The following is an 18703-nucleotide window of genomic DNA, read 5'->3' on the forward strand; positions in this document are numbered from 1 at the left end:
AACATATCTGACCTCAATAGTTTGCTAACTCGCGGATGTACGGTGAAATTTCAGGTACACAAGACCACTGCGCAGATCAGTACTGCGTCATATAAGAGTGCGAGTTATAGATAAAGCGGCTCAGGCAAACACGGAAAAGGTAAACCTGAGAAGAATAGGCTGCTCTGGGCAGTTATCGGGGGCCCTGGGGGTCGTCATCCTCGCCACGGACACCTTCCCCACGGAAGAAGTCCTGCCAGGCAGCAGACGTACTCGCCCAATGTGACCAGGCAATGTAAGAGACCATAGCGGTTCAGCTCAAAGAAAATGAAATCAATGGCGCAAGGTTAGCGAAATCTTGAGAGAGTTACAAGCCGAATTATCATTCGGTTTATAACTGTAAAAGCTCTAGGCAACGAGCAGGGAAACCCTTGGAAAGAGCAACTCAAGAAGAATATACCCAAACCAAACTCACTCGTCGCCTAAAGTTAACCTCAGCCCATGGCTGTCTGGAATAACCGATCGATATCTTCTACGGGCAGCAGCGCTTTTTCCACCAATAGCGTTTTGATTGACTTGCCTTCCAACACTGCCTGCTGAGCAAGTGCTGAGGTTATCTCGTAACCGAGTATAGGATTCAACGCAGTGACTACACCAACAGAGCTATTGAGAAAACTTTCACACTTATCTACATTAGCGGTAATGCCACTGATGCATTTTGTTTTTAGAATACGACTGCCACGAGTTAGCATAGCCAGCGACAAGAACAGACAGTTAGCAATCACCGGCTCGAAAGCATTTAACTGTAATTGTCCACCTTCTGACGCAATCGATACAGTAACATCCTTCCCAATTACATCATAAGCGATCTGATTCACTACTTCAGGGATAACAGGGTTAACCTTGCCCGGCATAATCGATGAACCTGGCTGCATTTTGGGTAAGTTAATTTCACCCAAACCGCACAGAGGGCCAGAGGACAACAAGCGCAGGTCGTTACATATTTTGGAAATTTTTGTAGCATAACGCTTGAGTGCACCAGACAACTGAACAAAATCACCGGTATCCCAAGTTGCCTCCACTAAGTTTTCAGCCAAACGTACCGGTGCTCCCGAAACTATCTGTAAATTCACAATAGCCTTATTGCAATATCCCTTCGGAGTATTAATCCCTGTACCAATGGCCGTTGCTCCCAGATTAATGTCGAGCAATAAATTAATGGTCTGCTGAAGCTGTATCACGTCTTCGCCAATAGCTGTAGCGAACGCGCCAAATTCCATCCCCAGAGTCATCGGTACCGCATCCTGCATTTGAGTGCGCCCAATTTTATTAACGTTTTTAAACTCAAAAGCTTTTTCCTGAAAGCCTTCTTTGAGAAAATTAATCGCAAGAAGAAGATCCTGAGCCTTGTGATACAGGGCTAAACGCAGAGCCGTTGGATACACATCGTTCGTGGACTGAGAGCAGTTAACATCGTTATTAGGGTGAAGAAATTGATATTCGCCTTTATTGTGACCCATGATTTCCAGTGCTCGATTGGCAATCACTTCATTGGCATTCATATTTGCCGAAGTTCCAGCGCCACCCTGAATCACATCCACTACAAATTCGTTATGCCATTGGCCGGCAATAATTTCCTCGCAAGCGCCAACGATTGCCAGACATTTATCATCAGCCAACACACCCAGCTCGCGATTTGTTAAAGCGCATGCCTTTTTGACCATAGCCAATGCCATTACCATTTCAGGATCGATACTGAGAGGTATATCCGTAATGGAAAAATTTTCTACCGCACGTTGAGTTTGAATACCATAATAACGGTCAGCTGGAATTTTTTTGCTGCCTAGGGAATCAGTTTCAATCCGAGTTTTCATTTATTGTTGGCCTGATAGAAGTAAGTGATTATTTTTTAGGAAGAACCTTCAGCACTCTCGCTGAAACTCATAATAGCTACCCAGTTTGAGTAATTGAGAGAGCTCATCGAAAGCGGTATAGCATTCGTTAAGAAAATCCGGGCTTTTCAGATCGCAGGGCGCCAGTTCTTCACGGTAGTGAATCTTTACCCACTGCTGTAATTGATCAATTTTTTGTTCATCTAAAAGAAATTCAGGATGGACCGCTGACAATTCCTCGTCAGTCAAAGCGACTCGTAAGCGCAAACACGCAGGACCACCGCCATTACTCATACTTTGACGCACATCCACAAACTTCACCTCTCGGATTGGCTGTGAAGGATCATCCACCAGCTCCGAAAGATAACGATTGACCGAGTCGTTATCGCGACATTCGGTCGGTGCGATCAGTCGCATAGAATCGAAACTGCCATCATCGCCCACTAGCAACTGGCTGTTAAAAAGATAACTGGTAATGGCATCCGATAAACTGACCTTTTCAGCTGGAACACAGACAGGCTGGAAGGGTATAGCTCTATAGAGCTCTGCAAACGCCTGTTTCTGAGAATCGGGTTGAAACGCTTGCTCATGAAAGAAAAGTACAGGTCCATTACCCACAGCGACGACATCATTATGAAACGCACCGACGTTAATCGCTGTCGAACTCTGCTGTAAAAACACGGCACTATCAAGAACGCCGTGTTGACGAGCAATTGCCTCGCTGGCCTCAAGAGTCTGGCGGGCAGGAAATTTCAATTTCGTCGCATCGGTATGCATATCTCTTCCATAGACATAAAGACCAACACCGCGCTGACCGTAATCAGTGGTTAAACGCGTATGATTAGCCGCACCTTCGTCAGCAAATCGCGCTTGCGGTGGCAATGCAGAATGAACAGAAAAATATTTTTTATCCGCGAACACAGTTTGCAAACAACGTTGCGTTTGTTCATGCTCAATGGCGCGGTGCGCCGTTGTGACAAGGTTAGCCGGCGTGAAGTGCACACGGCCATCGTTACTGTCAGCTGACGGTGTTACCGTAGCCGCATTGGCTGCCCACATGCTTGATGCTGAATACACCATAGGGATCAGTGCCGGTGCTTGGCGAGCCACTTTACCAATGATATTACGATCACTGCCGGAGAAACCGAGGCGGCGCAGCACCTTAATATCGGGACGCAATTGCGGCGGCAAAAAGCCCTGTCGGTAACCAAGTCTGTGTAATGTGCGCATTTTTTCCAATCCTTGTAACGCCGCCTGACGAGGACTGGAAACATTTTTAGCATTTCTGGACGAAGCGAGATTACCAAACGCCAGACCACTGTAATTATGATTTGGGCCAATTAGCCCATCGAAATTAACTTCACTGGTGCTCATTAGCGAATTCCTCGAACAGATAATGTGGATTGCAGACTAGTCGCAAGACCGTGCGTCTGAGCTTGGGGCCAGGCGCAATAGTCCGCAGCGTAATAGGCACTGGGGCGATGATTACCACTGGCACCCACGCCACCAAAAGGCATCTCGCTTGATGCACCGGCTGTAGGGGAGTTAATGCTGACCACTCCGGCACGGATACCTGCGCAGAAAATACGTTGATGTTCAACGTTGTCACTGATCAAACCTGCCGCCAAGCCGAAGCGTGTGTTGTTTGCCTCTCTCATGGCTTCATCAAAATTCTTGACGCGAATCAACTGCAACAGAGGACCGAACCACTCATCATCACCGCGATCTTTAAGCTGAGTAACATCCAATAATGCTGGGCGCAATAAGTTACTCTCGGTTGCTTCTGATTGAAGTGACGCAATTACTTCAGCACCGGCAAGCTGCAAACGCTTTTGTTCATCCAACAAACGTTTCGCAGTTTCCCAATCGATAACCGGACCCATAAATGGTTCGGGAGTATCGTTATGTGCACCCACTATTACTTGCTCAATAGTCTGTTTTAGTTGGCACAAGATCTCGTCTGTCTGCTCACTTTCTACCACAATCAAACGACGGGCACAGGTACAGCGTTGGCCTGCACTGAGATAGGCACTGTGTAAAATAATATTGATAGCCGCGTCCAAGTTGATATTTTTATCAACGATCAAAGCATTATTCCCTCCCATTTCCAGTGCCAGCAAAACCTCTGGCCGGTCGGACATTTGGCGATGCAATAACCGTCCCACCGTAGACGATCCGGTGAATAACAACCCATCAATAGTAGACTCACTTAACAGAGCACCTACTTCCTTGCCACCCTGCAATAAATTCAGAACACCACTGGGAAGGCCAGCTTCTTGCCACAGCTTGACAGTTTTTTCCGCCACCAAAGGTGTTTTCTCACTGGGCTTAAATACCACGCAGTTACCGGCCAGCAACGCCGGTACAATGTGTCCGTTGGGTAAATGTCCAGGGAAATTGTAAGGACCAAAGACCGCCATCACCCCGTGTGGTCTATGCTCCAGTTGCAAATTGTTTTTTGTTTGAGATCCTGCACGCTGTTGCAGTGCGCGACAGCTGATGTCAATTTTCTTCGACATAGCGTCTACTTCCGCCAACGCCTCCCAATCGGGCTTGCCCGTTTCCAAGGAAATGGCCAGAGCTAAATCTGCACGGTTTTCCTGCAGTAATTGAGCAAAACACTGAACAATCGTCATTCGCTCTTCAAGCGATACCATAGCCCACGACTGTTGAGACCTTTGCGCTGCATTCACAGCTGCATTCACCTGATCGGCACTGGCACCAGCCTTTCTCCAGATCACCTGATTATTAATCGGATTCAACGATTCGAATAGCTTCCCTTTACCCACCTGCCATTCACTTTGGATAAACAGGCTGCTTATATCTGTTACGGTCATATTGATTCTCTATTTTCTGTCATTGTGATAGTCACGAGCGTTCGGTTAACGTTGAATGAATCGCAACAAAGCACCACTACTTACGTTCAGGGCGGAAAGATCATCCCGAGATAATTTAATTTCACCATTACCGTTTCGCGCTAAACGACTATTGATCACTCGAAAGCTTTGTAGCTGGCTGGTAGCCACTAATGTTGGCTCGGAAAGCAAGCGGTCTTCTGTCATTAAGGCAATCCCCTGATCAATGCGTCGCACACTTTTAAGCTGACTGATTTTGGCTTTCATCAATGGTCCGCCATCAAAAATATCCACCACATTGTCATAACTAAAGCCTTCTTCTTGCAAAAGCTCCATAGCTCGCAAACCATCACGATTAGGTTTTCCAAGAACTTCCTGTGCCGCTTTTGGCAATAAACAGGTGTATATTGGGTGCTTAGGCATTAGATCAGTAATAAATTGATTTGAACCCACTCCACACAGCTGATCGGCTGTATCAAAGTCCATACCGAAAAATTGCTTGCCAATGGAATTCCAAAAAGGACTTTCGCCGTTTTCATCCACCCAGCCACGCAATTCGGCTATCACATGACTTTGGAATCTCTGATGAAACTGTCCCATCAATAGATAGCGAGCCTTGGCCAACCAATGACCATTGCCGCGGTATTGCGGATCTAAAAACAAGGTTCCCACTTCTGAGCAGTCGGTATAATCATTGGTGAGATGCAACATTTCACTGCGAGTTTGTTTATCAAGGGTGTGAGAGTAATGCGTCACCGACATTAATCGATAGGCATAAAACGCTTGGCGAGCACCTGTTTGGGAGTAAACACCAGCTGTACCAACAACTTTATTAGTCTCTAAATCTTCCATTACCAATAAAAAGTAATCATCCGGGTGATACTGATGACGAGAGAAACTGGCTTCTGAAATCGTAATTTTTTCTTCTAACGCATTGCCGTTGGCTGGCAGGGAGGTCATCCCTTTACCCGCTTTACGCGCTAATTCCATCAAATCATTATGGTCGCTGGCGGCGACAGGTCGAATCACTAACATGGGTTGACGTCCTAAAATCTAGCTGCTGGATTTAATAGCGATTAATTGAGTAATAAATAATGCAGATAATTGAGCACGCTCGACAAAGCTGTCGATAAAAGCGAACTCATTGGCGCTGTGAATATACCCACCACGCACGCCCAAGGTATCAATATTGAGCAATCCAGCAGCAGCCAGGTTGTTACCTTCACAACAGCCTCCGGTGTCCTTCCACTGAATAGACAAACCCAATTTTTCACCACACTTCCGGAGTAACTCGAACATGCTTTTTTGCGGTTCAGTCATTATTTTTGGTGGCCGGTTAAAGTGGCCGTGAAGTTCTAACTGACAACCACTGGCCTTCTCAACGCTCTGAATGATGCTTTCAATGCTCTTTAGTATTTGCTGCTGTTGTTGAGGTTTATGCACTCGCACATTGAAACGACAAACGGCATTATCAGGTACCACATTGACTGGGCCACCTCCCGTAATTTCACCGACGTTTACGGTCACTCCAGTATTGTTATCACTGAGTGAAGCCATCTGCTGAGCTGCACTAGCAATGGCAACCAGTGCATTGCGGCCTGAGAAAAAATCACGTCCAGCATGAGTACTGAGTCCGCGTGCCGTAAGAGTAAAATTACCACTGCCTTTGCGAGCCCCGGCAAGAGTGCCATCAGCCAATGCCGGTTCATAAGTCATGCCGTAGTCGGCTGTCTGAGCCAACGCCATCAATTGCTCAGCAGAGCTCGGGGAGCCTATTTCTTCATCGGGCGAAATGGCTACAGTAAAACCAAATTCATCGCGCCATGGCGAATTATTCAACGCCCGCAGACATTCAGACAGTATTACCAATCCACCTTTCATATCTGCTGTACCGGGCCCTCGAAGATAGTTTTCTTCTACCCAGCAAGTTTGAAAATTACTGTCTTTTGGAAAAACCGTGTCGCTATGGCCAGTAAACAGAATCTGTAAATTTGCTTTCGGCCGAGCCTGAAAGACTTGCATCGGCGGTGTTTTAAAATACTCAATTTCACCTGCATTATTGATTTTTTTAACAGGGGGCAGGGGTTTTAGCTCGCAATGGTCAGAGAGTGGAGAGAATATTCTGTGCAGTTCTTTTTGAACGCGATTCAGACCTTCTTCGTTATAACTTCCTGAATTGATGTTACACAGAGCGATGGTAGTCTCGATCATTCGCCTCTGACTCGCCGCAATGTCCTGCATTAAGGTGTGCTTTTCTGATTCCATACCATGATTACCGTGTTCTTAAGAGCGTTTCTTGTAGCACTTCGCTAGAAAATCAATATGCCGGCAAGTAGCGCATCTGATGTCTACATCAGAGACTTTGAATCCGGCTTTCAGGTTTGCCAGTTTGCATGCTGAGGATCCGAAGGTGATATGGAATGTTCGGGTAATTTCCGAATTTAATTCGGTTCTCATGGAGGTCATACATGAGCACCGGTACGCAAAAGGTGACTCTCGGTGAATGGCGGATTTTCTCCGGTTTCAACTGATAACTTCCGGATTTCATTTTGCGCAGAAACTCTACAATGAACTGAGAGACCTACCTGCTGAAAACTCAGGTAATAACTGACAGCGCCTTGTCAGCCTTTAACTCTGAAACCTTAACTTTAAAAAGTAGTCTTTATTATGAACAATGAAGCCAATGCCCTCGCCAAGCGGGATGCAGAAGTGATTTTGCATCCGGCCTCATCCATTACTGCCTTACTGGATAACGGCCCCGATATGATCGTTTCTGCCAACGGCTGTTATGTAACTGACGCTGACGAGAATCAATTGCTGGATGGGGTGGCCGGATTGTGGTGTGTGAACGCCGGATACGGCCGCACTGAACTGGCTCAAGTGATGAAAGAAGCCGCCGAGCAGCTAGGCTATTACCACAGCTTTTCTAACGCCTCGAATCCCTGGCAAGTACAGCTGGCAGAAAAAATCCTGCAGGTGGCGCCGGACAATATGGGAAAAGTATTTTTTGGCAGCGGCGGCAGTGATGCTAACGACAGCCTGATTAAAATCGCCTGGCACTACCACACCTTGCGCGGTAACAGTGAAAAAATCAAAGTTATCGCTCGCCAACAGGCCTATCACGGCACCTCTATTAGCACCGCCAGCCTCACTGGCCTGGGCGGCTTTCATAAGGATTTCCCTCTGCCACTGGATTTTGTATTGCGTGTCGAATGCCCGCATTACTACACTCGCGCCCAGGACGGGGAAAGCGAAGTGGAATTTTGTGATCGCCTGATTGCTGAAGTCAAAAACTTAATTGAAACCGAAGGCGCGCATACGATTGCGGCATTTTTTGCCGAACCAATACACGCTGCCGGTGGAATTATCGAACCACCTGCCGGTTATTATCCAAAACTGAAAAAGCTGCTTAGCGACAATGACATTCTACTGGTAGCCGATGAAGTAGTGTGCGGTTATGGTCGTCTTGGAAGCTGGTTCGGCTCAACACTTTTGGATATGGAAGCAGACATGATCAGTACCGCTAAAGGACTGACCAGCGGTTATTTCCCCATGTCAGCCGCCATGATGAGCGACACTATATGGGAAGTGCTTAAAGAAGGGTCGGCCAAGCTAGGTGCGTTCTCCCACGGTTACACCTATAGCGGTCACCCGATCGGATGTGCTGTCGCTCTGGCCAATCTCATGCTTATAGAGAATGAAAGCTTAGTAGAGCGAGCGCGCGAAAATGGTGCCTATCTGCACCGTCGCTTGGCAGAACGACTGAGCGAACACTCCAAGGTTGGAGAGATTCGCGGCCGAGGTTTGCTTGCAGGTATACAACTTGTTGAGGATAAAAATGAGTGTAAATTACCTGATCCAGCACAAAAGTGGCCAGCTAAAATCTGCCAGCATGCTCGTAAAAATGGCGTGATTGTACGACCACTACCCAGCGTCGGCACTCTGGCAATTTCACCGCCACTGACCATTTCTACAACGGAAATCGACCAACTTGTCGACACACTGGTCAATGCCATCAATTTCGTACTGGGTGACTGACAAGTCAAAAATGCGAGGAGGTGCCATATGCTTAAAACAAACTCATTTATTAAAAGCAATAACAAAAATACTGTTGACTTTTTCACCGAAGCCTCGCAACATAAATCGCAACTTCTTTACGAATGTGTTCCAATCACCGATTCTATGTGCAAGCATTTTCCCCAACAGTGCTCGACCGATTACCAGTTGAGCGAGTGGTTCGACGAATAAAATACTAATCCGGTTCCAGCCGGGTTGGTGATCGTGCGCTTGCCATTCTACCCTTCCGCATACTCACTTTTACCAGTACTGAAGTCCCTGTCGTATACAGGCTAGTTGTGTCTTTTTCTAGCGTAGTTTTTCTAGCATAGCTCTGCTAAAAAAGTCTGCTTTATCGACAGTTACTATCTCTGCTCCACCCGGCTTTAAAAAAGTAAGTGCGCGTTGTGATCGCTGCATATCACACCGCCTTATTCCTCCTGGTGTAAACCAGACATAAAATTAAAAAATGGGTAGAGGAGACTACAAATGAACGTGATGAACCGTAAAAAACATCCGCTGGCGATTGCCATCAGCGCAGCGCTCAGTGGACTGATTATCAGCACATCCGCTCTGGCACAATCGGCAAAATCAGAAGCGGAAGCGCTGGAAGAGGTTGTCGTAACAGGCACCCACATTAAAGGTCTGGATTTAGAGGGTGCACTGCCTGCCGTACAGATTAATCGAGATGACATCAAGGCGTCCGGTGCAAAATCCGTCGTCGATTTGTTGAGCAATCTATCTGTTACTGGCGGTGGCACCGGCACTTTCAGCACGTCCAATGCTGGCACGCAATCCGGTGACACTCCCGTCGGTGCATCCGCTGTTTCCCTGCGTGGTTTGGGTACCTCGTCCACGCTCACCCTGATTAATGGTCGCCGCGCGGCTGTCAGCTCATTCGCCAAAGGCAGCGAATCCTTTGTTGATGTTAACTCCATCCCTCTGGCTGCCATTGAGCGAGTTGAAATTTTGCCGTCCGGTGCATCAGCGACTTACGGCGCCGATGCTGTTGCTGGTGTGATCAACTACATCATGCGTGAAGATTACGAAGGTACCGAGCTGACGGTTGACTACGGCAACTCCAGCGCTTCCTCTGACGAAGGTGAATACAATGTCAACTTTCTCTGGGGCAAAAATACCGAAAACACTAATACTACCGTCATTATTGACTACTATGAGCGCAACGCCATGGCGTATAACGATCGCCAGCGTCTGATAGATGCCGATCCTTGGGGCTCTTCGCGCTCACCGTTTGTGGACGCCTGGTTTGTGGGTAACTATGGCAATCAAGGCACCGATGAAGATTGCCCGATGGTCAATGGCACCTCGTTCGGCCCCGAATGTCGCGATCTTCCAAACGCCTATCTCAACGTATTTGATGACTTTGAATCACTCAGTTCCATGGTGTCGTTCAATGCAGACTTTGAGAACTTCACTTGGTTTAACGAACTGATGTATTCCACGACCGAATCCACTGGTCGCTCCACGCCATCCACCTGGCGCTTGAATGTCGCCACGGATAACCCCGGCTTACAAAACGATACCGATCTGATTGCATCGGTGCTGGATTCCAACCGTGGGGATCTGGATGCCGACAACTATGCTGGCTTTACCGACGATCTTATCAATGGCCTGGGCACACCAGGCGGAATTGATGACGCTATCTTTGAAATGGATAATTATGGCGATGGCTTTATGCGTATCAACGGCCGTTTTCCGGATGCGCGTGAATTTGAAGTGGAATCAGAAACCTATCGACTGGTCACTGGGCTGAAAGGCGAAGCCCAGGGCTGGAGCTGGGAAACCGCGCTCACTTACGGTCACAATGAAAATAAACAGCGTGCATCTCAGGGGTATTACGTACGTGAAATGATCCAAAACGGTCTGTTGGGTACCCTGTGCTCTGACGGGACAATTTTACAGGGCAGCGGCGGGCGAATCGTCGACATCGGTGACGGTGATACCATTGAGTTAGATAACGAGCCGCCACTTTCTCCCGGCGGTCAGTATATCGACACCTCAGTGACCTGTGAAAACAGCGGTAATGGGGACACGCTGTGGTACGACCCGTTTAACGGTCAACAAACCGCAGGCAATGACATCTTCAAAACCGAGGCCAAGCGCAGCGGTGAATCGAATATGCTGAGCTGGGATCTCACTGTTTCCAACCCCGAGCTGTTTGAAATGCCGGCCGGCTTCGCAGCAGCCGCTTTCGGTCTTGAGTATCGCAAAGAAGATATTGAAGACACCCCCGCAGGGATTACCGTAGCCAACGATCAAACCAACGATCCGGTATGGAATTTCGCCGGTACCAGTGCTGATTATGATCGCCAGTCCTTCTCGGCTTTCTTTGAGGTGATGACTCCACTTGCTGAAAACCTGGAGCTGACATTCGCCGGTCGTTACGACGAATATGATGATTTCGGCAGCGACTTCAACCCGATGGTGCGGCTGCGCTATCAACCCTCCGACTCTCTGATTCTGCGCGCTAACTGGTCTACCTCATTTCGCGCTCCATCATTGTCTCAAGCCGGGCAGGGTACACGTTTGACCAGTGCGACTTTCGTCTGTGATTCACTCTCCAGCGACCTGATGAACCCGGTTGCAGGTGCCACCAACGCCAACTTCTGTGATGGCCTCGGTACCGCCGTTGATGACATCGATGGTCAATCCGAAACACTCAACACCGAAGAACTGGGTTCTAATCAACTAAAAGCGGAAGAAGCCGAGACCTTCGGTTTTGGCCTGCTGTATAAATTTAATGAAGATATCTCTGTAACCGCCGATTGGTGGCGCATTGAGTATGATGATTTGGTTTCCAGCTTCACCAGTGACGTGGAACAAAGCTGGATCGAAAACGCCATTCGTCAAGGTGACTACACACTGGGCAGCAACCTCTCGGACTTGGATTCAGGCACCGCGGGCGTATTGATTGACGACAGCACCGGCGAGATCATCGATTCACATTTCCAACTCTACAACACCGGTTTTCAAAATGTTGAAGGGGTAGACCTGACCTACACCCAGTACATTGATACCGATAACTACGGAACTTTCACTCTGCTGTTCGATGCGTCTTACCTGACCGAATATGAAGAGCTCGTGTGTGAAACCTGTGATGTTGACCAACTGGCAGGCGAGTTTTCCTATGCACGCTGGAAAGCCAATGGCGGTATTCGTTGGTCTAAGGGTGGATGGCGCGCAGGCTTGTTTGCTAACTATGTTCACAGCTACAACGAAGATGGTGCCGACGATCGCTTTGGTGGCCCAACCGAAACTGAATTGGCGGAGATCGGTAAAGATGTCAACAATCTCAGTCCAGTTTCCTCATGGACTGTCTGGGATTTGAATATCGGCTACGAGTTTGAGGGAGGCAGTTATTTCTCTATCAACGTAGACAACCTGTTTGACCGTGAGGCACCAACCACTTATAGCACTTATGACGGTGTAGACTTCTATAATCATAACGTCAACGGTCGCTTTATTTCGGCTGGCTACACCCACGTGTTCTAAGATCCGCCGCCCAGGCTCAGGCTGTATTACGAATGGGCGGCACTTAATTAGGGTCGGTCGCTGTGTTAAATCACAGCGGCTGCTTCCAACACAATTCTCACCCGGTGGTGCACTGCTATGTCCCAACCTCCCACTCTTACCCCTCAACGGATGCCCGATACTTACCTGATTCTGGCAGCTGTGGCTCTGTTGGCGTTTGCCTTAACGTATCTGATTACGCCGGGTGCATTCTCGGTGGTAGAGCAAATACAACCCGGCGGGGAAGTGCGTACCGTACTGGATCCAGACAGTTTCACACTCTCCCCGGAAGGACCAGCAGGATTACCTCTATTTGCCCAAGGCGGCAATATGGGGCTGCTGAATCTGCCCTTTGAGGGCCTGGTAGCCGGAACCAAATGGGGAGCGTCTATCGGGGTATTCGCCTTTATTCTGATCACTGGCGGCGCCTTTGGAGTCCTTTTAGCAACCGGATCGATCGATCGAGGGTTAATGCGGCTGATCCAGAAAAGTCAGTCTCTTGAAATTTTAGCCGTACCGGTTCTGTTCATTGTCTTTTCACTCGGGGGAGCTGTATTCGGCATGGGTGAAGAGGTCATTCCTTTCGTCCTGATTGTGGTGCCTATCTTTCGAGCGCTGGGATACGACAGCCTAACGGCATTACTGGTCACCTATGTCGCAACGCAAATTGGCTTTGCCTGCTCTTGGATGAACCCATTTTCCGTCAGTATCGCTCAGGGTATTGCCCAGTTACCCTTGATGTCTGGCATGGGATTCCGTATGGCCATGTGGTGTATTTTCACGCTGGCTGGATTGCTTTTTACGTTGCATTACGCACAAAAAATAAAACGCACACCCGAGTCTTCTCTGGTTTATCTCTCTGCTCCGTTGTTTTCCGATGAGGATAAAGACAACTCTGACGCCGTAGCGCTAAATACCGGAGATTATCTGATATTGCTGACCCTGATCGGCACCATAGGCTGGATGATATGGGGCGTGACTCAACAAGGATATTACCTGCCAGAAATCGCCACACAGTTCTTCAGCATGGGTGTTGTGGCCGCCATTATCGGCTGTCTGTTTCGCCTTAACGCCATGAACGCCAATCTCAGTGTCGAGGCATTTCGCCAAGGCGCAGCGCAACTGCTGCCAGCAGCATTGGTCGTTGCCTTTGCCAAAGGTATTGTACTGGTGCTAGGTGGTGATGGTCCTGAACAATCCAGCGTTCTTAATACCCTCCTGCATTACGCTGCCAATACGCTTTCCGGTTTACCAGAAATGTTCGCGGCTTGCGCAATGTTTTTGTTTCAATCCGTGTTCAACTTTTTTGTCACTTCTGGCTCAGGCCAAGCGGCTTTGACCATGCCCATTATGGCGCCGCTCTCGGATTTGATTGGTGTCAGTCGTCAGGTGGCCGTGCTCGCTTTTCAACTAGGGGACGGCCTCACCAACATATTGGTTCCCACCTCTGCGGCTTTGATGGGCTGTCTCGGAGCAGCTCGAGTAGAGTGGGGTATCTGGTTGAAATTTATCGCCAAGCCCGCTCTCGCTCTCTTTATTTTTGCAATGGCCACCATGAGTCTGGCCGTGCTTACTCATTTAAGTTAGGTATTCAATGCTCACATTAATCAAACAAGCCACAGTATTCGCACCTCGCATTTTAGGCGTCTGCGATGTATTGATTGCCGGTGGCCGTATCGTTCAGATAGATAACAAGATAGACATACAGGGCAGCCAACTATCACTTGAGGTTGTTGATGCGCAAGGGCGCTACCTGGTACCCGGCTATGTAGACAGCCTGGTTCACACCACTGGCGGTGGCGGTGAGGGTGGATTCAACACCCGCACACCAGAACTGGATTTTTTCGACGCTGTTCGTGGCGGCGTTACCACTCTGGTCGGAGCGCTCGGCACCGATGCCAGCACCCGCAGCTTAGGGGATTTGTTTGGCAAGGCTAAAGCGCTGACCAACGATGGTCTGTCTTGCTATATGTACACCGGCTCTTACGAACTGCCCATCAAAACGCTGACCGGAAACTTGCGCAATGACATCATGTTTATCGATCCGGTCATTGGTGTCGGCGAACTCGCTATTGCTGATCACCGCAGTTCACAACCAACAGCGAACGAACTGGCTCGTATTGCCGCGGATGCCCGTGTCGGCGGCTTGCTGTCAGGCAAGTCGGGTATCGTCATGATTCATGTCGGCGACAGTTCTCGTGCATTGGACCTTTTGTTCCAGGTGCAACGTGATTTTGATGTCAAGCTGTCGCAGTTTTATCCCACCCATATCAATCGCAGCACTAGCCTTCTGGATCATGGTATCGAGTTCACCAAAGGTGGAGGTACCATTGATTTTACTGCCTCGACCACCGAGCACATTCTCAAGATGGGCGAACTGCGTGCATCCCACGCTCTGGCGCTAGCGCTTGAAAAAGGCGCGCCCGATCACAGCCTGACAATATCCTCTGATGCCCAAGGCTCTCTGCCACACTTTGATGAGCATGGCAATTTGGATGGCCTGGACATTGGCTCAATTGCCTCGATACATGACGAGTGGGTGCGAGCCGTAGTTGATCATAACGTTTCTATTCCCAATGCGTTGGCCGCGGCCACACGCAACCCTGCCAGGGTACTGGGTCTATCACATAAAGGCGGTATCGCCGTTGGTAAAGACGCTGACCTGAACTTGCTTGAGCCCAGTAGTTTTACCATCGACAGTGTTATGTGCCGGGGAAAATGGTTAATGCGCTCAGAAAAAATAGTTGCAAAAACAGCTTTCCATTACACCCGTCGATAAACACACAGCCCACTTGAAAATATGATGAATAAATGAAAAAGCGCACTCTTTTTAAATCGCAGAAACCTCTATCGATATTGATCTCGGCTATCGGTCTACTCTGTGCTGTATCAGCCTGTTCAGAAACGTCCGACCTAGAAGCTACCTATCTGGGAGCATCCAATCTGGAAGCGTCCGATCTGGAAGCGACCAATCTGAAAGTACCTCACAGTATTGTAACGACCAAAACGCATCCCCAGACCGAAAAAGGTAAGCTGCTGATCGTCGGCGGCGCGCTATCAGGGGAAACTGCTGACATTTATCAACACTTCTTGCAGGCAATTCCGGAACACTTTCCTGATATTGCCATTGTGCCTTTAGCTTCTTCCAGCCCTGCCAGAAGTGCGGAGAATTTTAAAAATTTATTAGTTCGATACGGCGCGACAGAAGATCGCATTCACATTCTGCCTTTGGCGGTGAAAGACGATACCGAGACCGAAACAGATGAAAGCCTTTGGATAAAAAACGCCAGCGATCAATCGCTGGCCAACACACTCAAAAGTGTCGGGGGCTTCTGGTTTGTCGGCGGTGATCAAATGCGTATTGTCACTGCCCTTATGCCGCGTGACAATCAACCAACACCTGTTTTAAAAACCCTGCGCGAGCAATTAAATAAAGGAGCAATTGTCGGGGGAACCAGCGCCGGTGCGGCCATCATGAGTGATATTATGATTGCGGCCGGGGATAGCTTCAGTGCGCTCACTCTGCCCACCGTCAAGCAATACGAAGGCACCGAAAGCCAAGAGCAAGGGCAGTTATATGTGCACCACGGTCTGGGCTTTTTCCCCTACGGTATTGTTGATCAACACTTTGACCGAAAAGCACGTCTCGGACGGCTGGCCCGAACGCTGGCGATTAGCAACACCGATCTCGGTGTGGGCATCGACGAAAACACCGGTCTGCTGGTTGATTTGGCTACCGATGAAGTCACGGTACTGGGCTCTGGTGCAGTGTCCATTCTGGACGCCAGTCAGGCTCAATTTTCAGAGCAACCCTTTAGCGCGACCAATTTAAACCTATCCTTACTGACCCCTGGTGATCGCTATAACTTGATCGAGCTTAGTCTATTGCATACCAACGGTTCCCCCACCGTAGGGCACGAGTACGCTGCCGAAGCACCTCATCAGGGTGCCGGACTGGCACTGGCCAATGGCCGGCTGGAGCAATTGTTGAGCTATCAGCTGCTAGACAACGCCAACAGCACTGAAATCAAACGTTATAACTTCATCGAGACTGGAGAAGGGTTTATGTACCGCTTCAAACAAACAAAAAACAGCCGTGGTTTCTGGAGTGCCAACGATGGATCAATGGATAAATACACCATCGAAAACGTCATGTTCGAAATTGAGCCGGTGCAAGTTCAAATCACTCCTACCGACACTCTGGTGCAATAAAAAATAATCTACTGCACAAAATATTCTTAATCGATTACCTAAGTCAGGTGAACCTATGAGTACTGCTTGTCAGTCACTGGATCGTTTGGATCTGAAAATACTTCAGACCTTACAAGGTCAAGGCCGAATGACCAACAAAGAGTTAGCGGATCACGTCAATCTCTCTCCTAGTGCCTGTCATCAGCGGTTACAGCGATTAATTGACGCTCAATGGCTGGAAGGTTTTATGGGTCGAGTAAACATCGAACGTCTATGTGCACCGGTACAATGTATCGCAACGATCTCGCTCGCCACCCACGCGCCTGATGCGTTTCGTTTTCTGGAAAAACGAGTCCAGGCCATACCAGAAGCGTTGGAAGCTTTCACGGTCAGCGGGGGCTGTGATTTCATTGTGCGCTTTGCCTGCACCCATATGACTCGCTACATGGCATTGACCAATCATCTTATTCAGGACTGTCCAGAAATATCCAACATTGTTACTCACGTCATCATGAAACACAGTAAAACTTTTTCCGGCTATCCGATTAACGAACTGTTAACACAAAATAAATTTTAATGGTTTGACCCAGCTTTATCTGTGAACTTTTGCCGTCCTGTGTTCGTCTCTGACAGGGCGGTATTTTTATTAACAGTCTGAGAGTGATAAATCCTGTGAACAAGCAACACTGTGTCACCACGGTATTATTTTTATGAAGCACCTTAATTTCCTTAGCAAGCTTATTATGTTGCTCACGGTGGGCGTAAACACGCAAGCCTATGAATATCATCTCGCCTGCGGTGACGTCAGCACCGAGCCTCAAGACACACACCCAGCTCTGCTGTTGAGTGGTGGTGCCGATGCCGGTAGCGTCGCGGAAAAAGCCGTCACTCAATGGTTTCTGTCAAAAGCTGACCAGGGTGATTACCTGGTTTTAAGAAGTGGTGGTATTGGCCGACAGGCCGACTGGATATGCAAAAACTTTGCAGATCAGATCAGATCAGCCGCCGAACTTTCTATAGACAGCCTTGAAGATAGCAACTTCGAAGCGCTGCTAAATACCATTCGGCATGCCGAGGTTATTTATATCGCTGGCGGCGATCAGAATCGCTATGAAGATTTTTGGAAAAACACACCGCTGGCTGATGCCTTAAATCAGCACATGCTAACCAAACCGATTGGTGGTTCCAGCGCAGGCATGGCTATTTTAGGGGGCAGTTATTACGCACCCTCTCGAAAACGGGCGGTATTGGGTTCACAACTACTCAATAACCCTTATCATCCTGCCAGCCAGGATTTTTTTCACGGCGATCTTTTACACCACCCCTGGCTTAACAACACTTACGCAGAAACACACTTAAACCGGCGCCTGAGAGGCGAGCAACGTTATTCACGACTGTTCGGTTTTCTGGCTCGCAGTGTTGGCGACCTTGGCCTGACTCAGCCACGCTTTGCCATTGGGCTGGAAGAGGCCACCTTTTTAACGGTAAACAAACACGGGCAAGGCAAAGTTTATGGCAACAACGCCTACTTTTTACAAACTCAGCAAGCATTACCTGAACAAGTACAGGCCAATAAGCCTCTTATTTGGGACCGAAAAGAACAGGCGGTTAAGGTTTATCGCATTCAAGGAAGCCCCGTCGGTTACGGGCACGTGGATCTAAAAAATTGGCAACAATTCTCTGGCGGTGAGTGGCAGTATTGGTTCACAACGAAGGGGAATAAGGGCTTCAATTGTCAGAAGGGCTGCTGACTCAATCACTCGGCCAAGCCTCGACCGAAGACACCAAAACTTTCCTCCATCTATACATCAACGTATCAATTCATCAACGTATCAATTCATCACCGTAACAACAGATTAAAATGCGCGAGAGTCTAAGTTCGCGCAATCGCACTATAGATTTCAATTGCTCTGCTCACTGTTTTGCTCTCCATTTCAGCATCCTATTCCATCACCCTGTTTCAAGACCCTATTTTAACAACCTATTTCAATATCCTATTCCAACAGCGTCTCAGGGTGGCGCTGCTCAATAAAGCTGTCTTGCATCACCGGCCGCAAATGCTCCAACATCATCTGTCGACCATGACTGACAATAGCCTGCAGCTCGCCTTTATCCCGTAACGCCTGAATATCACCGCACATGGCCAACAGCTCCGGGCGGGCCTCCAGCGCACGCTTTGAGAAGGCGAGGTGGTAATTG

At 48.5% G+C, this 18703-nt stretch carries 13 protein-coding genes; 7 read left to right on the forward strand and 6 right to left on the reverse strand.

Going from position 1 to position 18703, the window contains the following annotated elements; translation table 11 throughout:
- Nucleotides 1-473: 473 nt before the first annotated feature.
- From ACTG33_RS11015 to ACTG33_RS11035, 5 genes are read right to left on the reverse strand one after another with little or no spacing between them, the layout of a single operon-like run.
- On the reverse strand, nt 474-1853 hold the full coding sequence (locus ACTG33_RS11015; RefSeq protein ID WP_439135263.1) for an aspartate ammonia-lyase: 1380 nt from the start codon (nt 1851-1853) through the stop codon (nt 474-476).
- Nucleotides 1854-1901: 48 nt separating this feature from the next.
- Nucleotides 1902-3245 (reverse strand): N-succinylarginine dihydrolase, encoded by a 1344-nt coding sequence (gene astB / locus ACTG33_RS11020; protein ID WP_439135264.1) that lies wholly within the window; start codon nt 3243-3245, stop codon nt 1902-1904.
- Complete coding sequence (gene astD, locus ACTG33_RS11025) at nt 3245-4708, reverse strand: succinylglutamate-semialdehyde dehydrogenase (RefSeq protein WP_439135265.1); 1464 nt, start codon at nt 4706-4708, stop codon at nt 3245-3247. Before astD ends, astB begins: the two co-directional genes overlap by 1 nt.
- Before the next feature lie 45 nt (nt 4709-4753).
- A complete protein-coding gene (locus ACTG33_RS11030) occupies nt 4754-5761 on the reverse strand; it encodes an arginine N-succinyltransferase (protein WP_439135266.1) in 1008 nt (335 codons plus the stop codon).
- Between the two features lie 18 nt (nt 5762-5779).
- On the reverse strand, nt 5780-6991 hold the full coding sequence (locus ACTG33_RS11035) for a hydrolase (protein WP_439135267.1): 1212 nt from the start codon (nt 6989-6991) through the stop codon (nt 5780-5782).
- A gap of 402 nt (nt 6992-7393) precedes the next feature.
- On the opposite strand from ACTG33_RS11035, the gene ACTG33_RS11040 reads away from it, so the two are divergent.
- The 7 genes from ACTG33_RS11040 (at nt 7394) to ACTG33_RS11070 (ending at nt 18255) form a co-directional block, all read left to right on the forward strand.
- Entirely contained in the window at nt 7394-8764 is a 1371-nt protein-coding gene (locus ACTG33_RS11040) for an aminotransferase family protein (protein ID WP_439135268.1), read from the forward strand.
- Nucleotides 8765-9271: 507 nt separating this feature from the next.
- A complete protein-coding gene (locus ACTG33_RS11045; protein ID WP_439135269.1) occupies nt 9272-12295 on the forward strand; it encodes a TonB-dependent receptor plug domain-containing protein in 3024 nt (1007 codons plus the stop codon).
- Between the two features lie 117 nt (nt 12296-12412).
- Nucleotides 12413-13900 (forward strand): putative basic amino acid antiporter YfcC, encoded by a 1488-nt coding sequence (gene yfcC, locus ACTG33_RS11050; protein ID WP_439135270.1) that lies wholly within the window; start codon nt 12413-12415, stop codon nt 13898-13900.
- 7 nt (nt 13901-13907) lie between these two features.
- Complete coding sequence (iadA, locus tag ACTG33_RS11055; protein WP_439135271.1) at nt 13908-15092, forward strand: beta-aspartyl-peptidase; 1185 nt, start codon at nt 13908-13910, stop codon at nt 15090-15092.
- A gap of 32 nt (nt 15093-15124) precedes the next feature.
- Nucleotides 15125-16525 (forward strand): cyanophycinase, encoded by a 1401-nt coding sequence (locus ACTG33_RS11060; RefSeq protein WP_439135272.1) that lies wholly within the window; start codon nt 15125-15127, stop codon nt 16523-16525.
- Nucleotides 16526-16580: 55 nt separating this feature from the next.
- Nucleotides 16581-17081, forward strand: a complete 501-nt coding sequence (locus ACTG33_RS11065; RefSeq protein ID WP_439135273.1) for an Lrp/AsnC family transcriptional regulator — start codon at nt 16581-16583, stop codon at nt 17079-17081.
- 133 nt (nt 17082-17214) lie between these two features.
- Nucleotides 17215-18255 carry a cyanophycinase gene (locus ACTG33_RS11070; RefSeq protein ID WP_439135274.1) on the forward strand — a complete coding sequence of 347 codons (1041 nt, stop codon included), beginning with the start codon at nt 17215-17217 and terminating at the stop codon, nt 18253-18255.
- Nucleotides 18256-18498: 243 nt separating this feature from the next.
- Here ACTG33_RS11070 and ACTG33_RS11075 read toward each other — a convergent pair.
- A partial coding sequence (locus ACTG33_RS11075; RefSeq protein WP_439135275.1) for a hypothetical protein occupies nt 18499-18703 on the reverse strand: 205 nt, incomplete at its 5' end.

The organism is Pseudomaricurvus sp. (assembly GCF_965662505.1).
Lineage (GTDB): Bacteria > Pseudomonadota > Gammaproteobacteria > Pseudomonadales > Cellvibrionaceae > Pseudomaricurvus.